This is a genomic window from Arthrobacter sp. FW306-2-2C-D06B (genome assembly GCF_021789175.1).
In the GTDB taxonomy this organism is placed as follows: Bacteria; Actinomycetota; Actinomycetes; order Actinomycetales; family Micrococcaceae; genus Arthrobacter.
On sequence record NZ_CP084560.1, the window covers coordinates 3,160,513 to 3,178,605 of the forward strand.

Consider the following 18,093-nt stretch of genomic DNA (forward strand, 5'->3'; position numbering starts at 1 on the left):
TCTTGGTACCCATAACCGACGTTAGTTCATCGCCACTGGTAATTCATCCTTTCGTCACTTATTTTTTGTTTGAGTCGGTGCTGGTGGCCGCGTCCAGCCCGTCCGTAGGAAGATCGCTACCGGCCGGCGGCCGGGTGGCTGCAAGGACCACCGCCCCACACACCACGCCTCCGGCCGCCGCTATAGCCCGGGCGGCTTCGGCGAGGGTTGCACCCGTAGTGAGGACGTCGTCGACGATGACGCATGGCTTACCCTCCAAAGACCCTTTGCGTAAGAGGCGGACGGTCATGGAGTCGCGGACACGGCGCGCACGCTCTCCGCGGCCCAAGCCCTTTTGCCCGTTTCCCGCACCCCGGTTTCCAGAGCTTCGGATTCCAAACCCGGGCGCCTTCTTCAACGCATCCGCCACGTGCAGACCAGGCAAGGCGTTCAAGCACCGCAGGCGGCCGAGCAAGAGATGGACCGGACTGAAGCCGCGGCGCCGGAAGGCCGCGTTGCTGCTGGGAACTGGTACGAGGCAGATGTCGGCCCTGTCTCCTACGGCAGACCGAATGGCCTTGCCCAGTGCAGGCGCGAGCACCGAGGCCAGCCGTCCCTGGCCTAGGTGCTTGAAAGAAAGCAAGGCCTGGGCCAGCTCGTCCCGATAGTGTCCTCCCGCAACAACGGGCAGTATCACGTCCCCGTGCACCGTGAGCAAGGCTGGCGCCTGTCCTTCAGCACGGAATGGACGGGTGCACAGCAGGCGTAGGCGCCGTGCACAAGTGCCGCAGAGCGCCGAATCCTCGGAACCACAGCAGACACATTCCACCGGGGCCAAAACGGCCAGCAACTCGACGAAGGCTTCGCCAGCGACCTGCGCGAGCCTCGCCAGTCGGGCAGGATGGACTCCCCGATGGCGCGCGCCGTCACAGGGGAGGACAGTGAGGTCAGGGTCACGCACCCGGCGACGGCTCTCAGTACCCATGCTCCAAGCATCCGGCTCCTCGCCCGTGACCAACACTCCCCAACCGCGCTATGTGGAGAACAAGTGGCGACGTTGTCGGAACTTGGGCCCACGCCGCCAGGGTTCCCTGGCCGAGCGAAGCGAGGTTAGGGAGGCGGTGGGGACTAGCCCGGGAAGGAGGGGTCCACCGGGCCCTTGAGTTGCAATTCCCAGCCGTTGCCCACTCGTTGGAACACGCCTGCGCCCGACTGTCCGAAAATCTGCTCCGGCCCATTGCCCGCGCTGATAGTCGTCAGGTTCGGCCACGCAGGCAACAGCTGCGGCTGGCTTGAGGTCAAGGACAACAGCTCGGGAACCACGTTCTCGGTCGACGAGGCTTTCATCACCGCGACTGTCGTGGAATTGACCCAGACCCCTTGATCAACAGGAGCGGAAGCGAACAAGGTTATCGGTGCGGTCAGATCCTTGGGGGTCCCGTCAGGATTGCGGACAATACCGGTCACCTGCACCGATGACTTGCCGTTCATCTCGGAAATCACCAGCGCGCGCGTCCCTTCACGGGATATCCGGAAGTCCCTCACCACACGTCCTGCCAACCATGGCGGCGTCATCGTCACGGTGGGGACGGGCTGGCCTTGGGGAACGTTGGACGGCTTGAACGCCGCGACCTCGGTGGCACCGTTGGCTCCCGGACCCGCCGTCCAGACCCAGTCCTGCGGGCTGAAGGAGGGATGGCTCAGCGTGGTCCGGGTTGTCAGTTGGCGGGCGGGTTGGCCGGGAATCATCGAATACAAGGTGGTTCCGGCCCCGTTGAGGAAGGCCACCGCCTGGGATGTCGGGGACTCCGCCGGATTGCTCGGGTTCAGTCCGGCCACCGGCTGCATGTCCGGGAGGGCCGAGACCCTGTTGTTCTCGTAGCGCACGAGTTCTTCGTTGCTGACGGCGATTTGGCGCGCAGGAGCATTCTTCTCAAGCACGGGCGGCAGGACCGAACCATTGTCCTCCACCCGGACAAGATCCTGGTCAGCCCGCAACTGGACGTTCACCACGTCCGGCTGGCTTCGGAAGGTCAGGGTCAGCTGGTTTTGCATGCGCTGCCGGTCCTCGGCAGAAGCATCCACGAGCTCCTTCGCGGAAAGGTCCACTTGGGCTGCTCCCGACACTACCGGCACCGACTCCCGGGCCAACTTCATGCCGGAAGGAAAAGCGCTGACGACCGCACCCTGGAGGTACGGCGCAGGACCGTCAAGCAACGCGCTGGTCATCGCCTTGACAGTGTTCTTCTTGATGAACCACCGGACATCCGGAACCGCATACGTGAACGAGGGGTCGTAGAAATAGATGGGCTGGGCCGCGTAGATGACTTTGAACGTCTCTTCCGGGATCGCGGTGCCATCCGGGACCGCCGAGATCCGCCATTCGCCGTCAACTTGTTCCAGGGTCACCGGAATTGTCTCGGTGGTTCCTTCCGGGAACTGTGTCGCAACGCCGTCGGCGTCCACCGAGTAGGCAAGGTCCAGCTGGTACTTGAACTCGTTTTCCACACCGGTCTTGACGACGGTCGCCTTCCGGAAAACGAGCGTGCGTTTGTCGGACTTCCAGCTGACGGACAGCGCCTGCGTGAGGTACTGCCGGGCCACGGCGTAGTCGCCTTCGTAACCGCTGCCTGCACCATAGAAGTCTTCGATGATCGACTCCGGGGTGGCCCCGGAGTGGGGCGGCGGAGGGAAGAAGACTGGAGCGTTAGGGTTGCCCGCGCTTTCGTCCTTGCTCTTTCCCACCGGGCCGGACCGCGGGATCTGGGCACAGGAACTCAGGACCACCATGAGGACCGCAAGAACGGCGATCAGGGCCCTTAACAGGTACGAGCGTCGGGAACTCAAGGTGCCGTCCCCCCTTGGGTTTTGTCGGCTTCGTCGTCGCCCGCCGGAGGCAGTGCCGGAGGCAGAGCAGGCGGCAGTGCCGGAGCGCCTTCAGCCCTCGGGTCGTCAGCTGAATCGCGCTCGAGTTGCGGCTCGCCCGCATCCAGAACGAGCATCTGGCGCTCAGGAGCGGCGCCCGGTAGATGGATCTCGGCAGGTTCAAGCTGCAAAGGTGACTTCACGATGGTGCCTCCCTTCTTGAGAGGCAGTGTCAGCCGGAAGTTGGAACCGGATCCCTTGCGCCCCCAGGCCTGCAACCAACCGTTGTGGAGCTTGGTGTCCTCCGCGGCAATGGAAAGTCCCAGTCCGCTGCCGCCCGTGGTCCGCGCACGGGCGGGATCGGCGCGCCAGAAACGATCAAAGACCCGCGCGGTTTCTGCCGCGGTCATCCCTATGCCGAAGTCACGCACCGAGATGGCGACTGCCTCCTGGTTGGCAGCAACGGAAACGTGGACAGGTTTCCCCTCGCCGTGTTCGACGGCGTTGAGCAGTAGGTTCCGCAGGATGCGGTCGATCCTGCGGGCGTCCATTTCCACGATGATGCGCTTGTGCCGTGACGCAAGGCGCACTTCGGAGCCATACTCCGCGGCAACGGGCGAGGCACCGTCGATGACATGCGAAACCACCTGGAAGATGTCCGTAGGTTCGGAGTCCAACACGGCGGCCCCGGCGTCGAAGCGCGAAATCTCCAGCAGGTCCGAAAGCAACGACTGGAAGCGTTCCACCTGGTTGTAAAGCAGTTCGGCGGAACGCTTGTTGATGGGGTCGAAGTCATCGCGGGCATCGAACAACACTTCGGCTGCCATCCGAACGGTGGTGAGCGGTGTCCGCAGTTCATGGGACACATCGGAGACGAACCGCTGCTGCATCTGGGACAACGTGGCGAGCTGGGTAATCTGTTCCTGCAGGCTCGCGGCCATGTGGTTGAAGGAGGCGCCCAGCCTGGCCACCTCGTCTTCGCCCTTGACCACCATCCGCTCCTGCAACTGGCCTGCGGCCAGCTTTTCGGAGACGACGGCGGCGTGGCTCACCGGACTCACGACGTTCCTGGTCACATACCAGGCGATACCGCCGATCATCAGGATGAGTGCGGCACCGCCCGCCCAGAGCACGTTCTGGATTTCGTCCAGGGTTTGTTGGGCGGTATCAAGGTCATAGAGGAGATAGAGCTCGTAGACCGTGCCGTTGAACGTGACCTTGTTTCCGACGGCGATGCCAGGGTGGTCCTGGTTGCCGACGGGGAACTCAGTGGAAGCCCAGTACTGGTCCTTGCCCGATTCCTGCACCGACTTGCGGAGTGCCGGAGGGATGACGCGGACCGTCAACTGATCCGAGGCCCGCGATTCCACCCAGCGGTTGCGCGGCTTGGTTTGTTCGGGCATCGCTTCGAAGACGTATCGCCGCTGGATGACCGAGCCGTTGCCCTCCACCGCTTTGAGCGTGTCGTAGACGAGGGTGATGACGCTTGACTGGTCGTTGGCCTGTGAACCGTCGAAGGTGTCCTGGACTTGCTTGACGTAGTAGCGGCTCTCGGATTCGGCTTGTTTCAAACGCTCCTGGAACAGGTTGTTCGCTATTTGGTTCGAGAGGTACGCGCCGACCACCGCAAACGACACCATCGACAGCACGATCGTCACCGCGACGGTCCTGAATTCGAGCGAGCGGCGCCAGCGGCGCAGCAGTGCGCGCCACAAGTAGCGGATACCCGGCCGGATGTGGCGAAGTCCGGTCACTACGAGGCGGGAGACACGCAGTGCGAGGATCAGGGCGCGGCGGGTCCAGATGCGGGCGCGCTCCAGGATCCACGGGAGGTTCAGTGCCCGGGCGTCCGTGTGTTCCGGGACAGGATGTCCTGAAACGGGATGTTTGACCTTGGCCGCCGGGGCCTCTTGGTCAGTGCCGGGCTCGCCGGTGGAAGACTCAGGCGCCTGCTTTATATCCGACACCACGAACCGTCAACACAACTTCAGGAGCTTCCGGGTCACGCTCGATCTTGGACCGCAGTCGCTGGACATGGACATTGACCAGTCGGGTGTCGGCAGCGTGGCGGTAGCCCCATACCTGCTCAAGGAGCAGTTCACGGGTGAAGACCTGCCAAGGCTTTCGCGCCAGCGCGACCAAGAGATCGAATTCCAGGGGCGTCAATGAAATCCGCTCGCCGCCACGGGTCACCAAGTGGCCCGCCACGTCGATGGTGACGTCGGCGATCCGTAGGGTCTCGGGCGCCTTCTGGTCTCCCGGCCGCAGCCGGGCGCGGACCCGCGCAACGAGCTCGGCCGGCTTGAACGGCTTGGGCACGTAGTCGTCAGCACCGGATTCAAGGCCGCGTACGACGTCGGAGGTATCGGATTTGGCGGTGAGCATGACGATGGGGACGTCAGACTCCCCGCGGATCTGGCGGCACACTTCGATGCCGTCCGATCCGGGCAGCATCACGTCAAGCAACACCAGATCTGGCTTTGAGGACCGGAAGACCTCCAGCGCTTGCCCGCCGTCCGCGCAAAAAACCGGGTCGAAGCCGTCGTTCCGCAGCACGATGCCGATCATTTCGGCCAGCGCTTCGTCGTCGTCTACTACCAGGATGCGTGCCTTCATAGTTATATATTCCCTTATCCCCAAGCCTTTGTCCCGTTGAGCCCAATCACGGCATGGCGCGCTGCAGCCGGCAAGCAAATGGGCTATGAGGCACGACGGCGGAACTATAGGCTGGTGCGAACGGCCCCTTTCGGGGTCCGTGCATTGCCGCGGACGCATCTTTTGGGGAGGAAAACGTGTCACAACCCGATCCGGGTTACCGGCCCGAACAAGGACCGCGGCCACCATGGGGCGCCCAGCCACAATGGGGCGCACCGCAACCCGGCGCCCAGCCGCCATGGGGCAGCCCGCCGCAATGGGGCGCTCCACAGTATCCGGGGCAATCGTGGGGCGCGCCGGTCGATCCGAGCTGGCAGGCAGGCGGTCCGCCGCCGTATGGGCAGCCCCGCTACGCGGCTCCCCCGAAACCCGGAATCGTGCCGCTCCGGCCGCTCTTCTTCGGTGAAATCATGGACGGCGCCTTCCAGACCATCCGCCGGAACGCCAAAACCATGTTCGGGTCCGCCCTCATTGTCCAGGCCATCACCGGCGCATTGAGCGAGGTGGCCGCACTGGGCATGCTCGCGAACCTTCCTGCCGGAGGAAGGTTCGCGAGCCAAGCCGAGGCGACCCGGTATCTTGGCCCGGTGTTTGGCGCCCTTGCCGGGATTATGGGAATTACGTTGCTCGCCCTGGCTCTCGCATCCATCCTGCAGGGCGTCATGGCCATCCCCGTCGCCAGGTCCGCGTTGAACCGGCCCACCGGGTTCAAGCAGATGTGGTCCCTGGCACGCTCGCGTCTCTGGCCCCTTGTAGGATTTGCCTTCCTCCTCATTGCCGGATCTTTGCTCTTCTTTGTGGTCCTGTTCCTGCTGGCTGCCCTCATTCTGACCGGGTTGGGACCGGCCGGGTTGCTTTTGCTTTTCCCGCTGGGACTCGGTGGCTTTGTCGTATATGCCTGGATTTACACGAAACTGTTGGTGGCACCGGCCGCCATCACCATAGAAGAGCTCGGCCTCTTCGCCGGCCTTCGACGCTCGTGGACCCTGACGAGCCGGAATTGGTGGCGGATCTTCGGAATCACGCTTTTTGTGTCATTCATAATAGGTGTCATCGGACAGGTCATCCAGATCCCCCTGGGCCTGGCCGCCGGCGGAATAACCTCTGTGTTCGCACCCCATGCGGGCGCCTCGCAAGTGACGACGACGGCGATTGCCCTGGCGGTGGTTTCGCTGGTGGTAGGGGTCCTCGTCAGTGCAGTCGGCTTCGCCTTCCAAACCTCCGTGGCAGCCCTCATCTACATGGACCTGAGGATGCGGCGCGACGGACTGGACGTGGAGCTCCTCCGCCTTCTGGAGACCGGGGAAGATCCCGACGGCGTTCCGGGCCGCCGCCGGGCACGTCAAGCCGGTGCGCAACCATGGCCGCCGAACACCGCTCAGGGTTTCCCCAGAGGATGATCCCGGCATCGGCGCCCTTCGCCTTTCTTTTCGCCGCCTCCGAGCCTCCCGTCGATCCCGATCGCGGCGAGGCCCAGCGGTGGGCGGCCGAGGAACTGTCCAAGCCGCAGTACGCATCGGCCAAACCCAGTTGGCTCGATGAGATGTGGAATCAGTTTGTCGACTGGCTCCGCTCGCTGAACGGCGATTCCATCGGCGGAGCAAATATCGGCGTGCCGCTGATCGGTGCCCTGGCCGTGGTCCTCATTGTGGTTGCGGTGATAGTTGTCAGGCCGAGGCTCAACGCACGGAAGAAGACGTCGGCGAAGGTTTTCGACGGCGAGCCGACAGTTGATGCCGACGCGTTCCGCGCGCGGGCATCTGCCGCGGCAAGGCGTGAGGACTGGCAAACCGCCGTCGTCGAACAGTTCCGCGCTGTGGTTCGCTCTGCGGAGGACCGGGCAGTCATTGATACCCAGGCTGGCCGGACGGCGGACGAGGCGGCTGCCCAATTGGGGCGCGCGTTCGGGGCAGCCAGTTCGCGGCTTGAGGATGCGGCCAGGATTTTTGATGGCGTGAAATACGGGAGGGCCACCGCCACCGCTTCCGACCATGCTGCCGTGCTCGTATTGGACAACGAACTATTGGCCATGAGACCTGATTTCGCAGGGCAGTCCGCCAGCGGTTTGGCGGTGCCGCGGTGACAGCGGACACTCAAACAGTCCGATGGTCCGCGCAGTTGCCGGGCTGGTTGCACCGCCACATGGCCTGGATCATCATCGGGGCCATCGTGGTGGTACTCGGCTCTGTCACCATGGCCCAGTCCCCCGCGAACTCGGACACGGCACCCCTGTCTGCCCGCAATGCCGCTCCGGATGGCGGCATGGCCGCGGCCGAAATCCTGCGGCGGCACGGAGTCGCGGTCACGGAGTCCGATTCCTTCGCGACGACAACCTCGTTGCTGGCCGGGAAGCCACGCGCCACCGTCTTGTTGTATGACCGCAATGGATATCTCGATTCCGCCCAGTTGCACAGGCTGCAGCAATCGGCCACGCGCGTCGTGGTCGTGGCTCCCGGCCTCCGAACCCTGACCGGGCTGGGCCGCGACATCCATAACGCCGGAGTCGTTCCCAACGGGACGTCGACCTTGGAACCAGGGTGCGGGCAAGCGGATCCACTTGTTGCAGGGCGTGTCTCCGGCAAGGACGCATTCCTTTACGCAGGAGCCGAGGCTACCTGCTACCGGCCTAGCAGCAACGACGGCGGCATGTACGCGGCGAGCGCGGACGGTCGGCTGGTGGTTCTCGGCAGCACAGCCCTTCTCAGCAACGATCTCCTGCAGGTGGAGGGCAACGCAGCATTGACCCTCCGGACCCTCGGGCCAACATCGGATCTCGTCTGGTATCTCCCGGGCCTCGGTGACGTACCGAATGATGGCACACCGCCCACGCTGGATGAATTGGCGCCACCGTGGGTCGGCTTCCTGGGATTGTGGTTGGCGGTGGTCGCGTTGCTCGCTGTGCTGTGGCGGGGCAGGCGGCTTGGGCCACTGGTGTTCGAGCCGCTGCCAGTAGTGGTCAAGGCTGTTGAGACCGCCGAAGGCCGCGCCCGTCTCTACCAGGATTCCCGCGCTGTCGGCCGGGCGGCCGACAATCTCCGGGCCGGCACTTTGACCAGGCTCGCCAAGCATTTCCGGCTCGGCCCCGAGGCCGGCGCAGATGCCGTCTTCGATGCCGCGTCCCGAAAGATCAACCGGCCGGCACAGGAGCTGCGGATGCTACTGCTGGACCACCGGCCACGCACCGAGCCAGAACTTGTCCAATGGGCACAAAGCATCGAAAAACTCGAGCAGGAGGCAATAGCCCCATGACCAATCAAGCCCAGAGCAATCAAGCCCAGAGCAATCAGCCAATGAGCAATCAAGCAGACAGCTACACCGACGGCGGCTATGGCTACGCGGGAGGACCGGCGTCGCCGGGGCAGCCAGCGCCAGGAGCTACGCGGTCCGACCCTGCCCGCAAAGCCTTGCTCGACGTCCGTCACGAAGTGGGCAAGGCCGTCGTCGGACAGGATGCAACGGTGACTGGCATGCTCATCGCGCTGCTCTGCGGGGGCCACGTACTGCTTGAGGGTGTTCCGGGCGTCGCCAAAACCCTGCTGGTACGGGCCTTGTCCACTGCGTTGAGCCTGGATACGAAGCGCGTCCAGTTCACTCCGGACCTCATGCCGGGTGACGTCACCGGCTCGCTGGTCTACGACTCGCACACCTCGGAATTCACCTTCCGCGAAGGACCGGTGTTCACCAACATCATGCTGGCGGACGAAATCAACCGAACGCCGCCCAAGACCCAGGCGTCGTTGCTGGAAGCCATGGAGGAGCGCCAGGTATCGGTGGACGGAGTCTCCCGGCCCTTGCCATCGCCGTTCATTGTTGCCGCCACGCAGAACCCCGTCGAATATGAGGGCACCTATCCCCTGCCCGAGGCGCAGCTGGACCGCTTCCTGCTCAAGCTCTCCATGCCGCTGCCCGGACGTGCCGAGGAGATCGAAGTGGTCCGCAGGCATTCGGAAGGTTTTGATCCGCGGAACTTGCTGGCTGCGGGAGTCCGGCCGGTAGCGGGCCTCGCCGAACTCCAGAATGCCCAAGACGCGGTGGCCGGAGTGACAGTGGCCCCCGAGATTCTCGGCTACATCGTGGACGTCGTGCGGGCGACGCGGGCGGCGCCGTCATTCCAGCTGGGAGTCTCCCCGCGGGGCGCCACTGCGTTGCTGAACACCTCGCGTGCCTGGGCATGGTTGTCCGGACGCAACTTCGTCACCCCCGACGACGTCAAAGCACTCTCCCTGCCGTGTTTGAGGCACCGTGTGGGTCTTCGACCCGAAGCCCAAATGGACGGTGTGAACGTCGATGATGTCCTTGGCAGCATCCTGGCCTCTGTTCCCGTGCCGCGCTGATTGGCCGCAGCTCGTGACTCTCAATTTCGGGCGGCCCTGAATGGCGATCACAGGCCGCTTCGTGCTGCTGGTTTTCGCCGCAATGGCCCCGTTGCTGCTGTTTCCCGCCTGGGGCACGGTCCTCCTCACCTCCGCCATGCTGCTGGCCCTGGTGGTGTCCGACCTCCTGCTGGCCGCGTCGCCAGCCAAGATCGCCCTGCAGCGGAAGGATCCCGGGAATGTCACCCTGCACGCGGAAACGGAATCCGCTCTGACGCTGGAAAACGGCAATCGGCGGACCTTCCGCGGAATGGTGCGTGACGCCTGGCAGCCCTCCGCGGGGACCGTCGCCCCCGTCCAACGCATCGAGATCCCGGCTGGTGAGCGGCGGCGGATGTCGGTACGGCTGAGGCCCACTCGGCGCGGCGACCTGACGGCACCGCACGTTACGCTTCGTTCCTTTGGCCCGCTTGGCCTGGCTGCCAGGCAACGTACTGTTTCCCTCCCCGGCCGTCTTCGCGTCCTGCCGCCGTTCCGCTCCAAGCGGCATTTGCCGTCCAAGCTGCGGAAACTGCGGGAACTCGACGGCAGAGCGGCCGTGCAGATCCGCGGGGCCGGCACGGAGTTCGATTCACTCCGCGATTACGTGCGGGGCGACGATGTGCGCTCGATCGACTGGCGGGCGACCGCCCGGCGCACCGCCGTCGTCGTCCGGACCTGGCGCCCCGAACGGGACCGCCGCGTCGTGATCATGCTCGACACCTCGCGCACGGCGGCAGCCCGAATCGACGACGAGCCCCGCCTGGACACCGGGATGGAGGCCGCTCTCCTGCTGGCAGTGCTGGCTGAGCGAGGCGGAGACCGCGTGGACTTCTTCGCCTTCGACAGGCGCGTCCGCGGGCGCGTCGATTCAGCAGCAAAAGGCAATCTCCTCGGCTCCTTGGTCCAGGCCATGGCTCCCCTTGAGGCGGAACTCATCGAGATGGACTGGGCCCAGGTCCCGGCCCAGGTAAGGGCCATTTCCGCGCACCGTTCCCTCGTGGTCCTGTTGACCTCGCTCGACAGCGGCGCCCCCGAGGAAGGACTCATTCCCCTGGTGGCGCAACTCGTCCGGCAGCACGTGGTTCTGCTCGGATCGGTCCGGGACCCTTTGCTGGGCCGAATGAAGGAAGAACGCACGACGGCGAGCCAGGTCTTCCGTGCCTCGGCGGCCGAACGTGCCCTGCTGGACCGTGAGGCCGTCAGCGCCCAATTGCGCCAGCTTGGCGCGGAGGTAGTCGACGCCGAGCCGTTGGAACTGCCGCCGCTCCTGGCGGATGCGTACATTCGACTGAAGGCAGCGGGCCGCTTGTAGCCTTGCAACGCGCCGAGTCCAGATATCAACAACCCGGAATCCGAGGAAAGCACATGAGCACACCCATCTACGAGTTGGCCCTGGGCAGCCAGTTCCGTCAGTTGCAGCCCGAGCTCCAGGACTATTTCTCCCTTGCCCCAGGCTCCGGATCCTACGGAATCGGCGAGGGCGTCTTCGACGTGGTCGGTTGCCGGCAGAAATGGCTCCGACCCCTCCTCGCCACGGTCGCAGGGGAAGAGGCCTTCTTCCCCGAATACGGCGAGCGCATCCCGTTCCGCATCGAAAACCATGCGCACCTTGATCCGTTCGGACGGTCCAGCCTCACGGCCCGGCGTGAAATTTTCTTTCCCGGGCACACCCGGCTGTTCCATGACACCACTGTTGCGGAGACTACCAACGACGGCGGCACGCGCCTGGTCGACTATGTGGGCCGGTACCGCAGGCTTGCCACGGCACTGGACCTGGATGTCACACCCGAGGGGCGGCTTCGCGGCGTCTCGGGCGCCTCACGTTTGTTCCTGGGTCCGCTGAGGCTCGCTTTGCCGGCTTCCCTTGACGCGAAGGCCTACGCGGAGCAGTGGTGGGACGGGGCGGAAGGCAAGCACAGGATCCAGGTCAAGGTGCTTCAGCCACACGTCGGACTGGTCCTGGTCTACGCCGGCTCTTTCGATTACCGTTTGGCGCCCTCGCTACCCCCGACGGATGGCGCCGCGCCTGCGCGGAGCGCCACCGCCGCCGTCGGGCTCCCCCGCTATGCCGAGCCGGACCGTTGGGAACGGCGCGTCTAGAAGGCCCGCAGGAGGCTAGCCGAGCGCGAGCTGGTTCAGCCCGTCCGCAATCTGGGTCAGGCGGTTCAGAACCTCTTTGGCTCCCGACGGCGAGAACCCGGCCAACCCCTCCGAGGGCGTGACGCGCACGGCCCCCAGGCTCGACGCCGGTAGGCCGAGTTGGCGCCAAGGCCGCCAGACGGTGTCCACAAGTCCGGCGGTGCGTGGCAGGGTTGCCCGCGGATTCTCGATGGGCAAAGCACCTGCCCACAGGCATTTGCCGGCTTCCACCGCGGTGGCAATCTGTTCCCATTGGCGCGTGGTGAGTGCCTTGAGCGGAAGGGCGACGCCGTCCGCTCCGGACGACAGGATCTGCTGGATCGGGGCTTCGATTTCGGGAACGGACACCACGGTCTCCGCCACTCCTGCGGCCCGCAGCGCGTCGATCACCAAGCGCCAAGAGCCCGTGACCTCTTCGCCCGGGATGGAGCGCAGGGTGCGGTAGCCGCTCGCCGTGGGAATGGTGCCGGCCAACACGGAGGAGATGTCCGGTTCGTCAAGCTGGACCACTATCCCGGCGCCGGGCACCGCAGCGCGGACGCGGGATATGTGCTCAGCGACGCCGACCGCCAAGGACTCCGCAATGTCCCTCCGGGCACCATAGTCAAGAAGGGCACGTTCCCCGTTGTGCAAGTAGAGGCCCGCCGCAAGGCTCAGCGGTCCGCGCAACTGGATCTTCAGTTCCTCGGCGGAGGATTCTTCCGAGCCGGCAACGTCGGCCAGGACGTTGATGTCCGTAGCAAGGGCGGACTTCGCACGCCGGAGGTCCTTACCTGGGCGGTCAACCAGGCGCCAGCCGTGCGGCTGCACATCGATGGCCAATTCAACCAGGAGGGATGCCGTCCGGCCGAGGGCATCCGAGCCGACCCCACGGTCCGGAAGCTCGGCCAGGAACGGCAGGTGCGGGCTGCCCAGCTCGCCGCGGATGATCCGGGCGGCCTCAGCAGGATCCGTTCCGGGCCAAGGACCCAATGCCGTGGCGGTCACCTGGTTCTGCGCGGTTTCGGCGGCCACGTGTTCAGGCCTGCGCGATGGAAGCCTGGTGGCCCTCGGCGATTGCCTCGTGGTGCCGGATGACCTCACTGATGATGAAATTCAGGAACTTCTCGGCGAAGGCAGGATCGAGGTTCGCCTCTTCGGCGAGCCGGCGGAGCCGCGCAATCTGGGCGGACTCACGTCCGGGGTCCCCGGCGGGAAGCTTGTGCGTCGCCTTGAGGACGCCCACTTTCTGGGTGGCCTTGAAGCGTTCCGCGAGGAGGAAGACGAGGGTGGCGTCGATGTTGTCGATGCTGGAGCGGATGGAGAGCAACTCGTCCATGACGGCCTGGTCCACGCGGCCGGCGAGGGAGCTGGCGGAAGGATCGAAGGAGTCGGCGTCGGGGAGGGCGTGGTTCTGCTCGGTCATTCCTCCAGTCTAGGGTGTGCCGGCCGGGCCTTGAGGGGCAGAATGGGCATGTCCGCGCCGATGATAAGGAGAGCACGCATGAAAATCGCAGTTCTTGGCACCGGAATGGTGGGGCACACTCTGGCCGGAAAATTGGTGGCGATAGGCCACGAGGTCATGATGGGTTCGCGGGAGGCCGGCAATCCCAAGGGGATGGAGTGGGCGGCGCAGGCAGGTCCGGGAGCAAGCTCCGGTTCCTTCGCGCAGGCCGCAGCCATGGCCGAGATCGTGATCAACGCAACCCCCGGGATGGTGTCCCTCGCCGCGTTGAGTGAAGCCGGGGCTGCGAACCTGGCGGGCAAGGTCCTGGTGGATGTGTCCAACCCGCTGGACTTTTCCGCCGGCTTCCCGCCGTCGCTCTCCGTCTGCAATACCGACAGCATTGCCGAAACCATCCAGCGTTCCTTCCCCAAGGCCCGCGTGGTCAAGGCCCTCAACACCTTGGAGGCGCCGCTGATGGTTGACCCGCTCAGGCTCGCCGATGGCGCCCACGACGTCTTCGTGGCCGGTAACGACGACGACGCTAAAGCCACCGTCGTCGCGCTCCTGCAGGAGTTCGGCTGGCTCCCGGAACACATCCGCGACCTGGGTGGCCTCGACGTCGCCCGCGGCCTCGAAATGTGGATGCCGCTGTGGCTCCGGATCTTCATGCGCCAGCCGAAGGACAAGCTCTTCAACATCAGCATCGTGTCCGAATAGCCTCAGCCAAAGGGACATGCCCGCCCTTCGCGGAGAAGGGCGGGCATGTCCGTTCTTGCGGATCGTTGCTTGGATGGCGGCTAGATGCCCAGCAGCGCGCGGTTCTCTTCCCGGCGTCGGGCCTGCTCGTCAGGATCCGGCACCGGCAGCGAGGCGATGAGCTTGCGGGTGTAGTCGTGCTGGGGATTGCCCATGATCTGGCTGCCGATCCCTTGCTCCACGAGCTGGCCCTTGTACAACACGCCCACCCAGTGGGAGAGGATGTCCACGACGGCGAGGTCGTGGCTGATGAACAGCGCAGCGAAACCGAACTCTTCCTGGATGTCCTTGAACAGCTCCAGGACCTTTGCCTGCACGGATACGTCGAGGGCCGAGGTCGGCTCGTCGGCGATCAGGAGGCGCGGGTTGAGTGCGAGTGAACGCGCCAGCGAAGCACGCTGGCGCTGCCCGCCGGAGAGCTCGTGCGGGAAGCGTTCGGCGTACGACGCCGGCAGCTGCACCGATTCGAGCAACTGCGCCACGCGCAGGCGTGCTTGAGCCGGGCTCGGGTGGGTATGGATGAGCAGCGGTTCCGCCACGCACTCACCGATGGTCAGGTGAGGGTTGAACGAAGCGGCCGGGTCCTGGAAGACGAAGCCGATGTCCTTGCGCAGCGGCTTGAACGTGTGCTCCTTGAAGCCCAGCATTTCGTAACCAAGGACCTTGAGACTGCCGCCGGTTGCCCTGTTCAGGCCTGCGATGGCGCGACCGATGGTGGACTTACCCGAACCGGACTCGCCAACCAGGCCAAAGACCTCGTTCTCGGAGACCGTGAAGCTGACGTTGTCCACGGCTTTGAACCCTGGCTTGCCGAGGCGGCCCGGATACTCGATGGTGAGGTTCTTTGCCTCAACCAGTACCTTTCCGGTCTGGTGCAACCGTTCGGTGGCCCCTTCGGACGCTGAGTTGCGGCCGAGGTGCGGCACGGCGGCCAGCAGCTTCTTGGTGTAGTCCTGCTTCGGCTCGGCGAAAAGGACCCTGGCGGTGGCCTCTTCGACGACGTCGCCTTGGTACATGACCACGACGCGGTCGGCCAGGTCGGCCACGACACCCATATTGTGCGTAATGAGCACAATCGAGGTGCCGTACTTGTCCCGCAAGTCCCGGAGCAACTGAAGGATCTCGGCCTGGACAGTGACGTCCAGGGCCGTCGTCGGCTCGTCCGCCACGATCAAACCCGGGTTCAGGGCGAGGGCAGCTGCAATGACGACCCGTTGCTTCTGGCCACCGGAAAGCTGGTGGGGATAGTAGTTGACGCGGGTTTCGGGATCGGGGATGCCGACCTTCCGCAGGGCTTCGGTGGCCCGCTTCTTGGCCTCCTTGGCCGAGATGCGGTGTCCGTCCGAGGCGTGGGCCCGGATGCCTTCGGCGATCTGCCAGCCCACCGTGAACACCGGGTTCAGGGCCGTTGACGGTTCCTGGAAGACCATGGCCACGTCGCGGCCGCGGATCTTGCGCAGTTTGGCCGCACTGACGCTGATGACGTTGTTGCCGTTGATCAGCACGGCTCCGGAGCTGATGGCTGTTTCCGGGAGCAGGCCGAGGATGGTCTTGGCCGTGACAGTCTTGCCGGAGCCCGACTCCCCGACGATCGCCAGCACTTCGCCGGCTTTGACCTCGAGGCTGACGTCCTTGACCGCATAGACGTCTCCGCTGTCTGTGGCAAAGGTGACTTTGAGCCGTTCGATGTCCAGGACGGGCTGCCCGGATGTCAGCGGCTGGTCCGAAATGTTGCCGATGTTGGTGGTCATGCCTTGCCTGCCTCTGGGCTGCCTGATTCCGGTTTGGGAGCTGTAGTGACCCCTGCGTTCGTGCCGTCGGTTCCTGCCGCGGCCTTGGAGCGGGAGGCCTTGCCTCCAGCACGCTTGCGGCCACGGAGGCGGGGATCGTTGAGATCGTTGATGCTTTCGCCGACCAGGGTCAACCCCAGCACTGTGAGGACGATCGCGATACCGGGGAAGACGCCGGTCCACCAAATGCCGGACGATGCGTCCGCCATGGCCTTGTTGAGGTCGAAGCCCCACTCTGCGGCCGAGGACGGTTCGATGCCGAAGCCCAGGAAGCCAAGGCCGGCGAGGGTCAGGATCGCTTCGGAGGCGTTCAGGGTGAACATCAGCGGAAGCGTCCTGGTGGCGTTCTTGAAGATGTGCCGGGTGATGATCCGAAGGCTGGACGCGCCCAGGACCATGGCGGATTCCACGAACGGTTCGGCCTTGAGCCTGATGGTTTCGGCCCGGATCACGCGGAAGTACTGCGGAACGAACACCACGGTGATCGAGAAGGAGCAGGCGAGGATGCCGCCCCAGAAGCTCGACTGGCCACGGCTGATGACGATCGACATGACGATCGCCAAGAGCAGGGAGGGAAAAGCATAAATGGCATCGGCGATGACTACCAGCACCCGGTCCAGCCAGCCACCGAAATAGCCGCTGAGCAGGCCCAGCGCCACACCGAGGAAGATGGACATCACCACGGCGACGACGATCACGGTCACAGCGGTCTGTGAACCCCACAGGACGCGGGAGAGAACGTCATAGCCGCCGACGGTGGTGCCGAGCAGGTGCTTGCTGCCGGGGGCCTCCTGGGTGGGGAACGAACCGGATGCATCACTCAGTTGGGAATAGCCGTATGGCGCGATGAACGGCGCGAGAACGGTCGAGAGAAGGAATATGCCCGTCAACACAAGCCCGGTGATGAGCATGCCCCGCTGGAGGCCAACGCTCTTGTTGACGTGGGAAATGACGGGAAGGCCGGACAGGAAGGACTTCTTCCGTCTTGAAATTGTTGCGGTGCTCATGTCAGTACCTCACTCGCGGGTCGATCAGCGCGGCGACGACGTCCACGACGAAGTTGGTAAATGCGACGATGACGGCCAGCAGCACCACGATGCCCTGGACCGCCACGAAGTCCCTGGCGTTCAGGTACTGGACCAGCTGGTAGCCAAGGCCCTTCCATTCGAAGGTGGTCTCGGTGAGCACGGCTCCGCCGAGCATCAGGGCGATCTGCAAACCCATGACTGTGATGATGGGGATGAGCGCCGGCTTGTAGGCGTGCTTCGTCACGAGACGGAACTCGCTGACGCCGCGCGAACGGCCGGCCTCGACGTAATCCTTGCCCAGCGTTCCGATGACGTTGGTCCGGACGAGTCGCAGGAAGACACCGGCGGTCAGGAGACCCAGGGCGATAGCGGGCAGCACTGCGTGGGACACGACGTCGCCGAGTGCGGTGAGATTGCCGCTGCGCAGGGCGTCGAGCCAGTAAATGCCGGTGGGAGCGGCAAGTTGGCCCATGGTCAGCTCGGTGCGGGTGGACACCCGACCGGCCACTGGGAGCCAGCCGAGCCAAACGGAGAACGTCAGCTTGAGCAGGAGTCCGGAGAAGAAGACCGGAGTGGCGTAGCAGAGGATGGCAAAGCAGCGAAGGAAGGCGTCAGTGGCCTTGTCGCGACGCTGTGCGGCGATCATGCCCAGCGGGATGCCGACCGCGAGAGCCACGATCAGTGCGTTGATCGTCAGCTCGAGGGTGGCTGCACCGAACGTCGACAGCATTTCGACGACGGGGCGCCGGTCCGTAATGGTGGTGCCGAAGTTCCCGGTGATCAACTGACCCAGGTATTCGAAGTACTGGATGATGATCGGCCGGTCGTAACCGGCGTCGTGGATTCTTTGTGCGAGGACATCCGGGGGAAGCCGGCCACCCTGGGCTGCGGTGATGGGGTCTCCGATGACCCGCATGAGGAAGAATACAAGCGTCACGAGGATGAATATCGTGGGAATGATCAGGAAGAACCTGACCACGATGTACCTGCCGAGACCCCCGCCCGCTGATTTACTCTTGGGAGCGACCGCGTCCGGTTCGACGTCGGGCACCTCTATAAGTGTTGTCATTGCTACCTAAAGTTCATTGCCCGCGGATCGC

At 64.7% G+C, this 18,093-nt stretch carries 16 protein-coding genes; 7 read left to right on the forward strand and 9 right to left on the reverse strand.

The features are described from left to right. Positions 1-58 precede the first annotated feature (58 nt). The 4 genes from LFT47_RS14725 to mtrA all read right to left on the reverse strand — a co-directional run bounded on the left by LFT47_RS14725 (position 59) and on the right by mtrA (position 5,460). A complete protein-coding gene (locus tag LFT47_RS14725) occupies positions 59-964 on the reverse strand; it encodes a ComF family protein (protein ID WP_236811905.1) in 906 nt (301 codons plus the stop codon). Positions 965-1,107: 143 nt separating this feature from the next. Beyond that, on the reverse strand, positions 1,108-2,769 hold the full coding sequence (locus LFT47_RS14730) for an LpqB family beta-propeller domain-containing protein (RefSeq protein ID WP_236818607.1): 1,662 nt from the start codon (positions 2,767-2,769) through the stop codon (positions 1,108-1,110). 53 nt (positions 2,770-2,822) lie between these two features. Continuing rightward, positions 2,823-4,682 (reverse strand): MtrAB system histidine kinase MtrB, encoded by a 1,860-nt coding sequence (mtrB, locus tag LFT47_RS14735; RefSeq protein WP_442863473.1) that lies wholly within the window; start codon positions 4,680-4,682, stop codon positions 2,823-2,825. A gap of 103 nt (positions 4,683-4,785) precedes the next feature. Further along, positions 4,786-5,460 carry an MtrAB system response regulator MtrA gene (gene mtrA / locus LFT47_RS14740; RefSeq protein ID WP_236811907.1) on the reverse strand — a complete coding sequence of 225 codons (675 nt, stop codon included), beginning with the start codon at positions 5,458-5,460 and terminating at the stop codon, positions 4,786-4,788. A 176-nt stretch (positions 5,461-5,636) separates the two neighbouring features. Between mtrA and LFT47_RS14745 the strand changes: the two genes are divergently transcribed. The 6 genes from LFT47_RS14745 to LFT47_RS14770 are packed head-to-tail and all read left to right on the forward strand — an operon-like array spanning position 5,637 to position 11,954. Further along, on the forward strand, positions 5,637-6,899 hold the full coding sequence (locus LFT47_RS14745) for a hypothetical protein (RefSeq protein WP_236811908.1): 1,263 nt from the start codon (positions 5,637-5,639) through the stop codon (positions 6,897-6,899). Then, entirely contained in the window at positions 6,896-7,582 is a 687-nt protein-coding gene (locus LFT47_RS14750) for a DUF4129 domain-containing protein (RefSeq protein ID WP_236811909.1), read from the forward strand. The genes LFT47_RS14745 and LFT47_RS14750 overlap by 4 nt, the downstream gene beginning before the upstream one ends. Beyond that, entirely contained in the window at positions 7,579-8,748 is a 1,170-nt protein-coding gene (locus LFT47_RS14755) for a DUF4350 domain-containing protein (protein ID WP_236811910.1), read from the forward strand. Before LFT47_RS14750 ends, LFT47_RS14755 begins: the two co-directional genes overlap by 4 nt. Before the next feature lie 41 nt (positions 8,749-8,789). Beyond that, the gene (locus LFT47_RS14760) at positions 8,790-9,833 is read left to right on the forward strand and encodes an AAA family ATPase (RefSeq protein ID WP_236811911.1); all 1,044 of its coding nucleotides are present in this window, start codon (positions 8,790-8,792) and stop codon (positions 9,831-9,833) included. A 40-nt stretch (positions 9,834-9,873) separates the two neighbouring features. Continuing rightward, positions 9,874-11,166, forward strand: coding sequence for a DUF58 domain-containing protein (locus tag LFT47_RS14765; RefSeq protein ID WP_236811913.1), 1,293 nt, complete (start codon positions 9,874-9,876; stop codon positions 11,164-11,166). 53 nt (positions 11,167-11,219) lie between these two features. Next, positions 11,220-11,954, forward strand: a complete 735-nt coding sequence (locus LFT47_RS14770; protein WP_236811915.1) for a DUF4166 domain-containing protein — start codon at positions 11,220-11,222, stop codon at positions 11,952-11,954. Between the two features lie 15 nt (positions 11,955-11,969). Here the strand turns inward: LFT47_RS14770 and LFT47_RS14775 are convergent, their stop codons facing one another. Both LFT47_RS14775 and LFT47_RS14780 read right to left on the reverse strand, forming a co-directional pair. Continuing rightward, positions 11,970-13,007: a hypothetical protein gene (locus LFT47_RS14775; RefSeq protein ID WP_236811917.1), complete on the reverse strand. Its 1,038-nt coding sequence runs from the start codon at positions 13,005-13,007 to the stop codon at positions 11,970-11,972. Positions 13,008-13,011: 4 nt separating this feature from the next. Continuing rightward, on the reverse strand, positions 13,012-13,398 hold the full coding sequence (locus tag LFT47_RS14780; protein WP_236811919.1) for a chorismate mutase: 387 nt from the start codon (positions 13,396-13,398) through the stop codon (positions 13,012-13,014). 78 nt (positions 13,399-13,476) lie between these two features. Between LFT47_RS14780 and LFT47_RS14785 the strand changes: the two genes are divergently transcribed. Continuing rightward, entirely contained in the window at positions 13,477-14,136 is a 660-nt protein-coding gene (locus LFT47_RS14785; RefSeq protein ID WP_236811921.1) for an NADPH-dependent F420 reductase, read from the forward strand. Positions 14,137-14,216: 80 nt separating this feature from the next. Here LFT47_RS14785 and LFT47_RS14790 read toward each other — a convergent pair whose 3' ends face one another. Genes LFT47_RS14790 through LFT47_RS14800 form a run of 3 tightly spaced genes read right to left on the reverse strand, consistent with a single transcriptional unit; the run spans position 14,217 to position 18,062 of the window. Next, the gene (locus LFT47_RS14790) at positions 14,217-15,926 is read right to left on the reverse strand and encodes an ABC transporter ATP-binding protein (protein WP_236811922.1); all 1,710 of its coding nucleotides are present in this window, start codon (positions 15,924-15,926) and stop codon (positions 14,217-14,219) included. Then, positions 15,923-16,972: an ABC transporter permease gene (locus LFT47_RS14795; protein WP_236811923.1), complete on the reverse strand. Its 1,050-nt coding sequence runs from the start codon at positions 16,970-16,972 to the stop codon at positions 15,923-15,925. The genes LFT47_RS14790 and LFT47_RS14795 overlap by 4 nt, the downstream gene beginning before the upstream one ends. 1 nt (position 16,973) lies before the next feature. After that, positions 16,974-18,062: an ABC transporter permease gene (locus LFT47_RS14800; RefSeq protein WP_236811924.1), complete on the reverse strand. Its 1,089-nt coding sequence runs from the start codon at positions 18,060-18,062 to the stop codon at positions 16,974-16,976. Between the last annotated feature and the right edge of the window lie 31 nt (positions 18,063-18,093).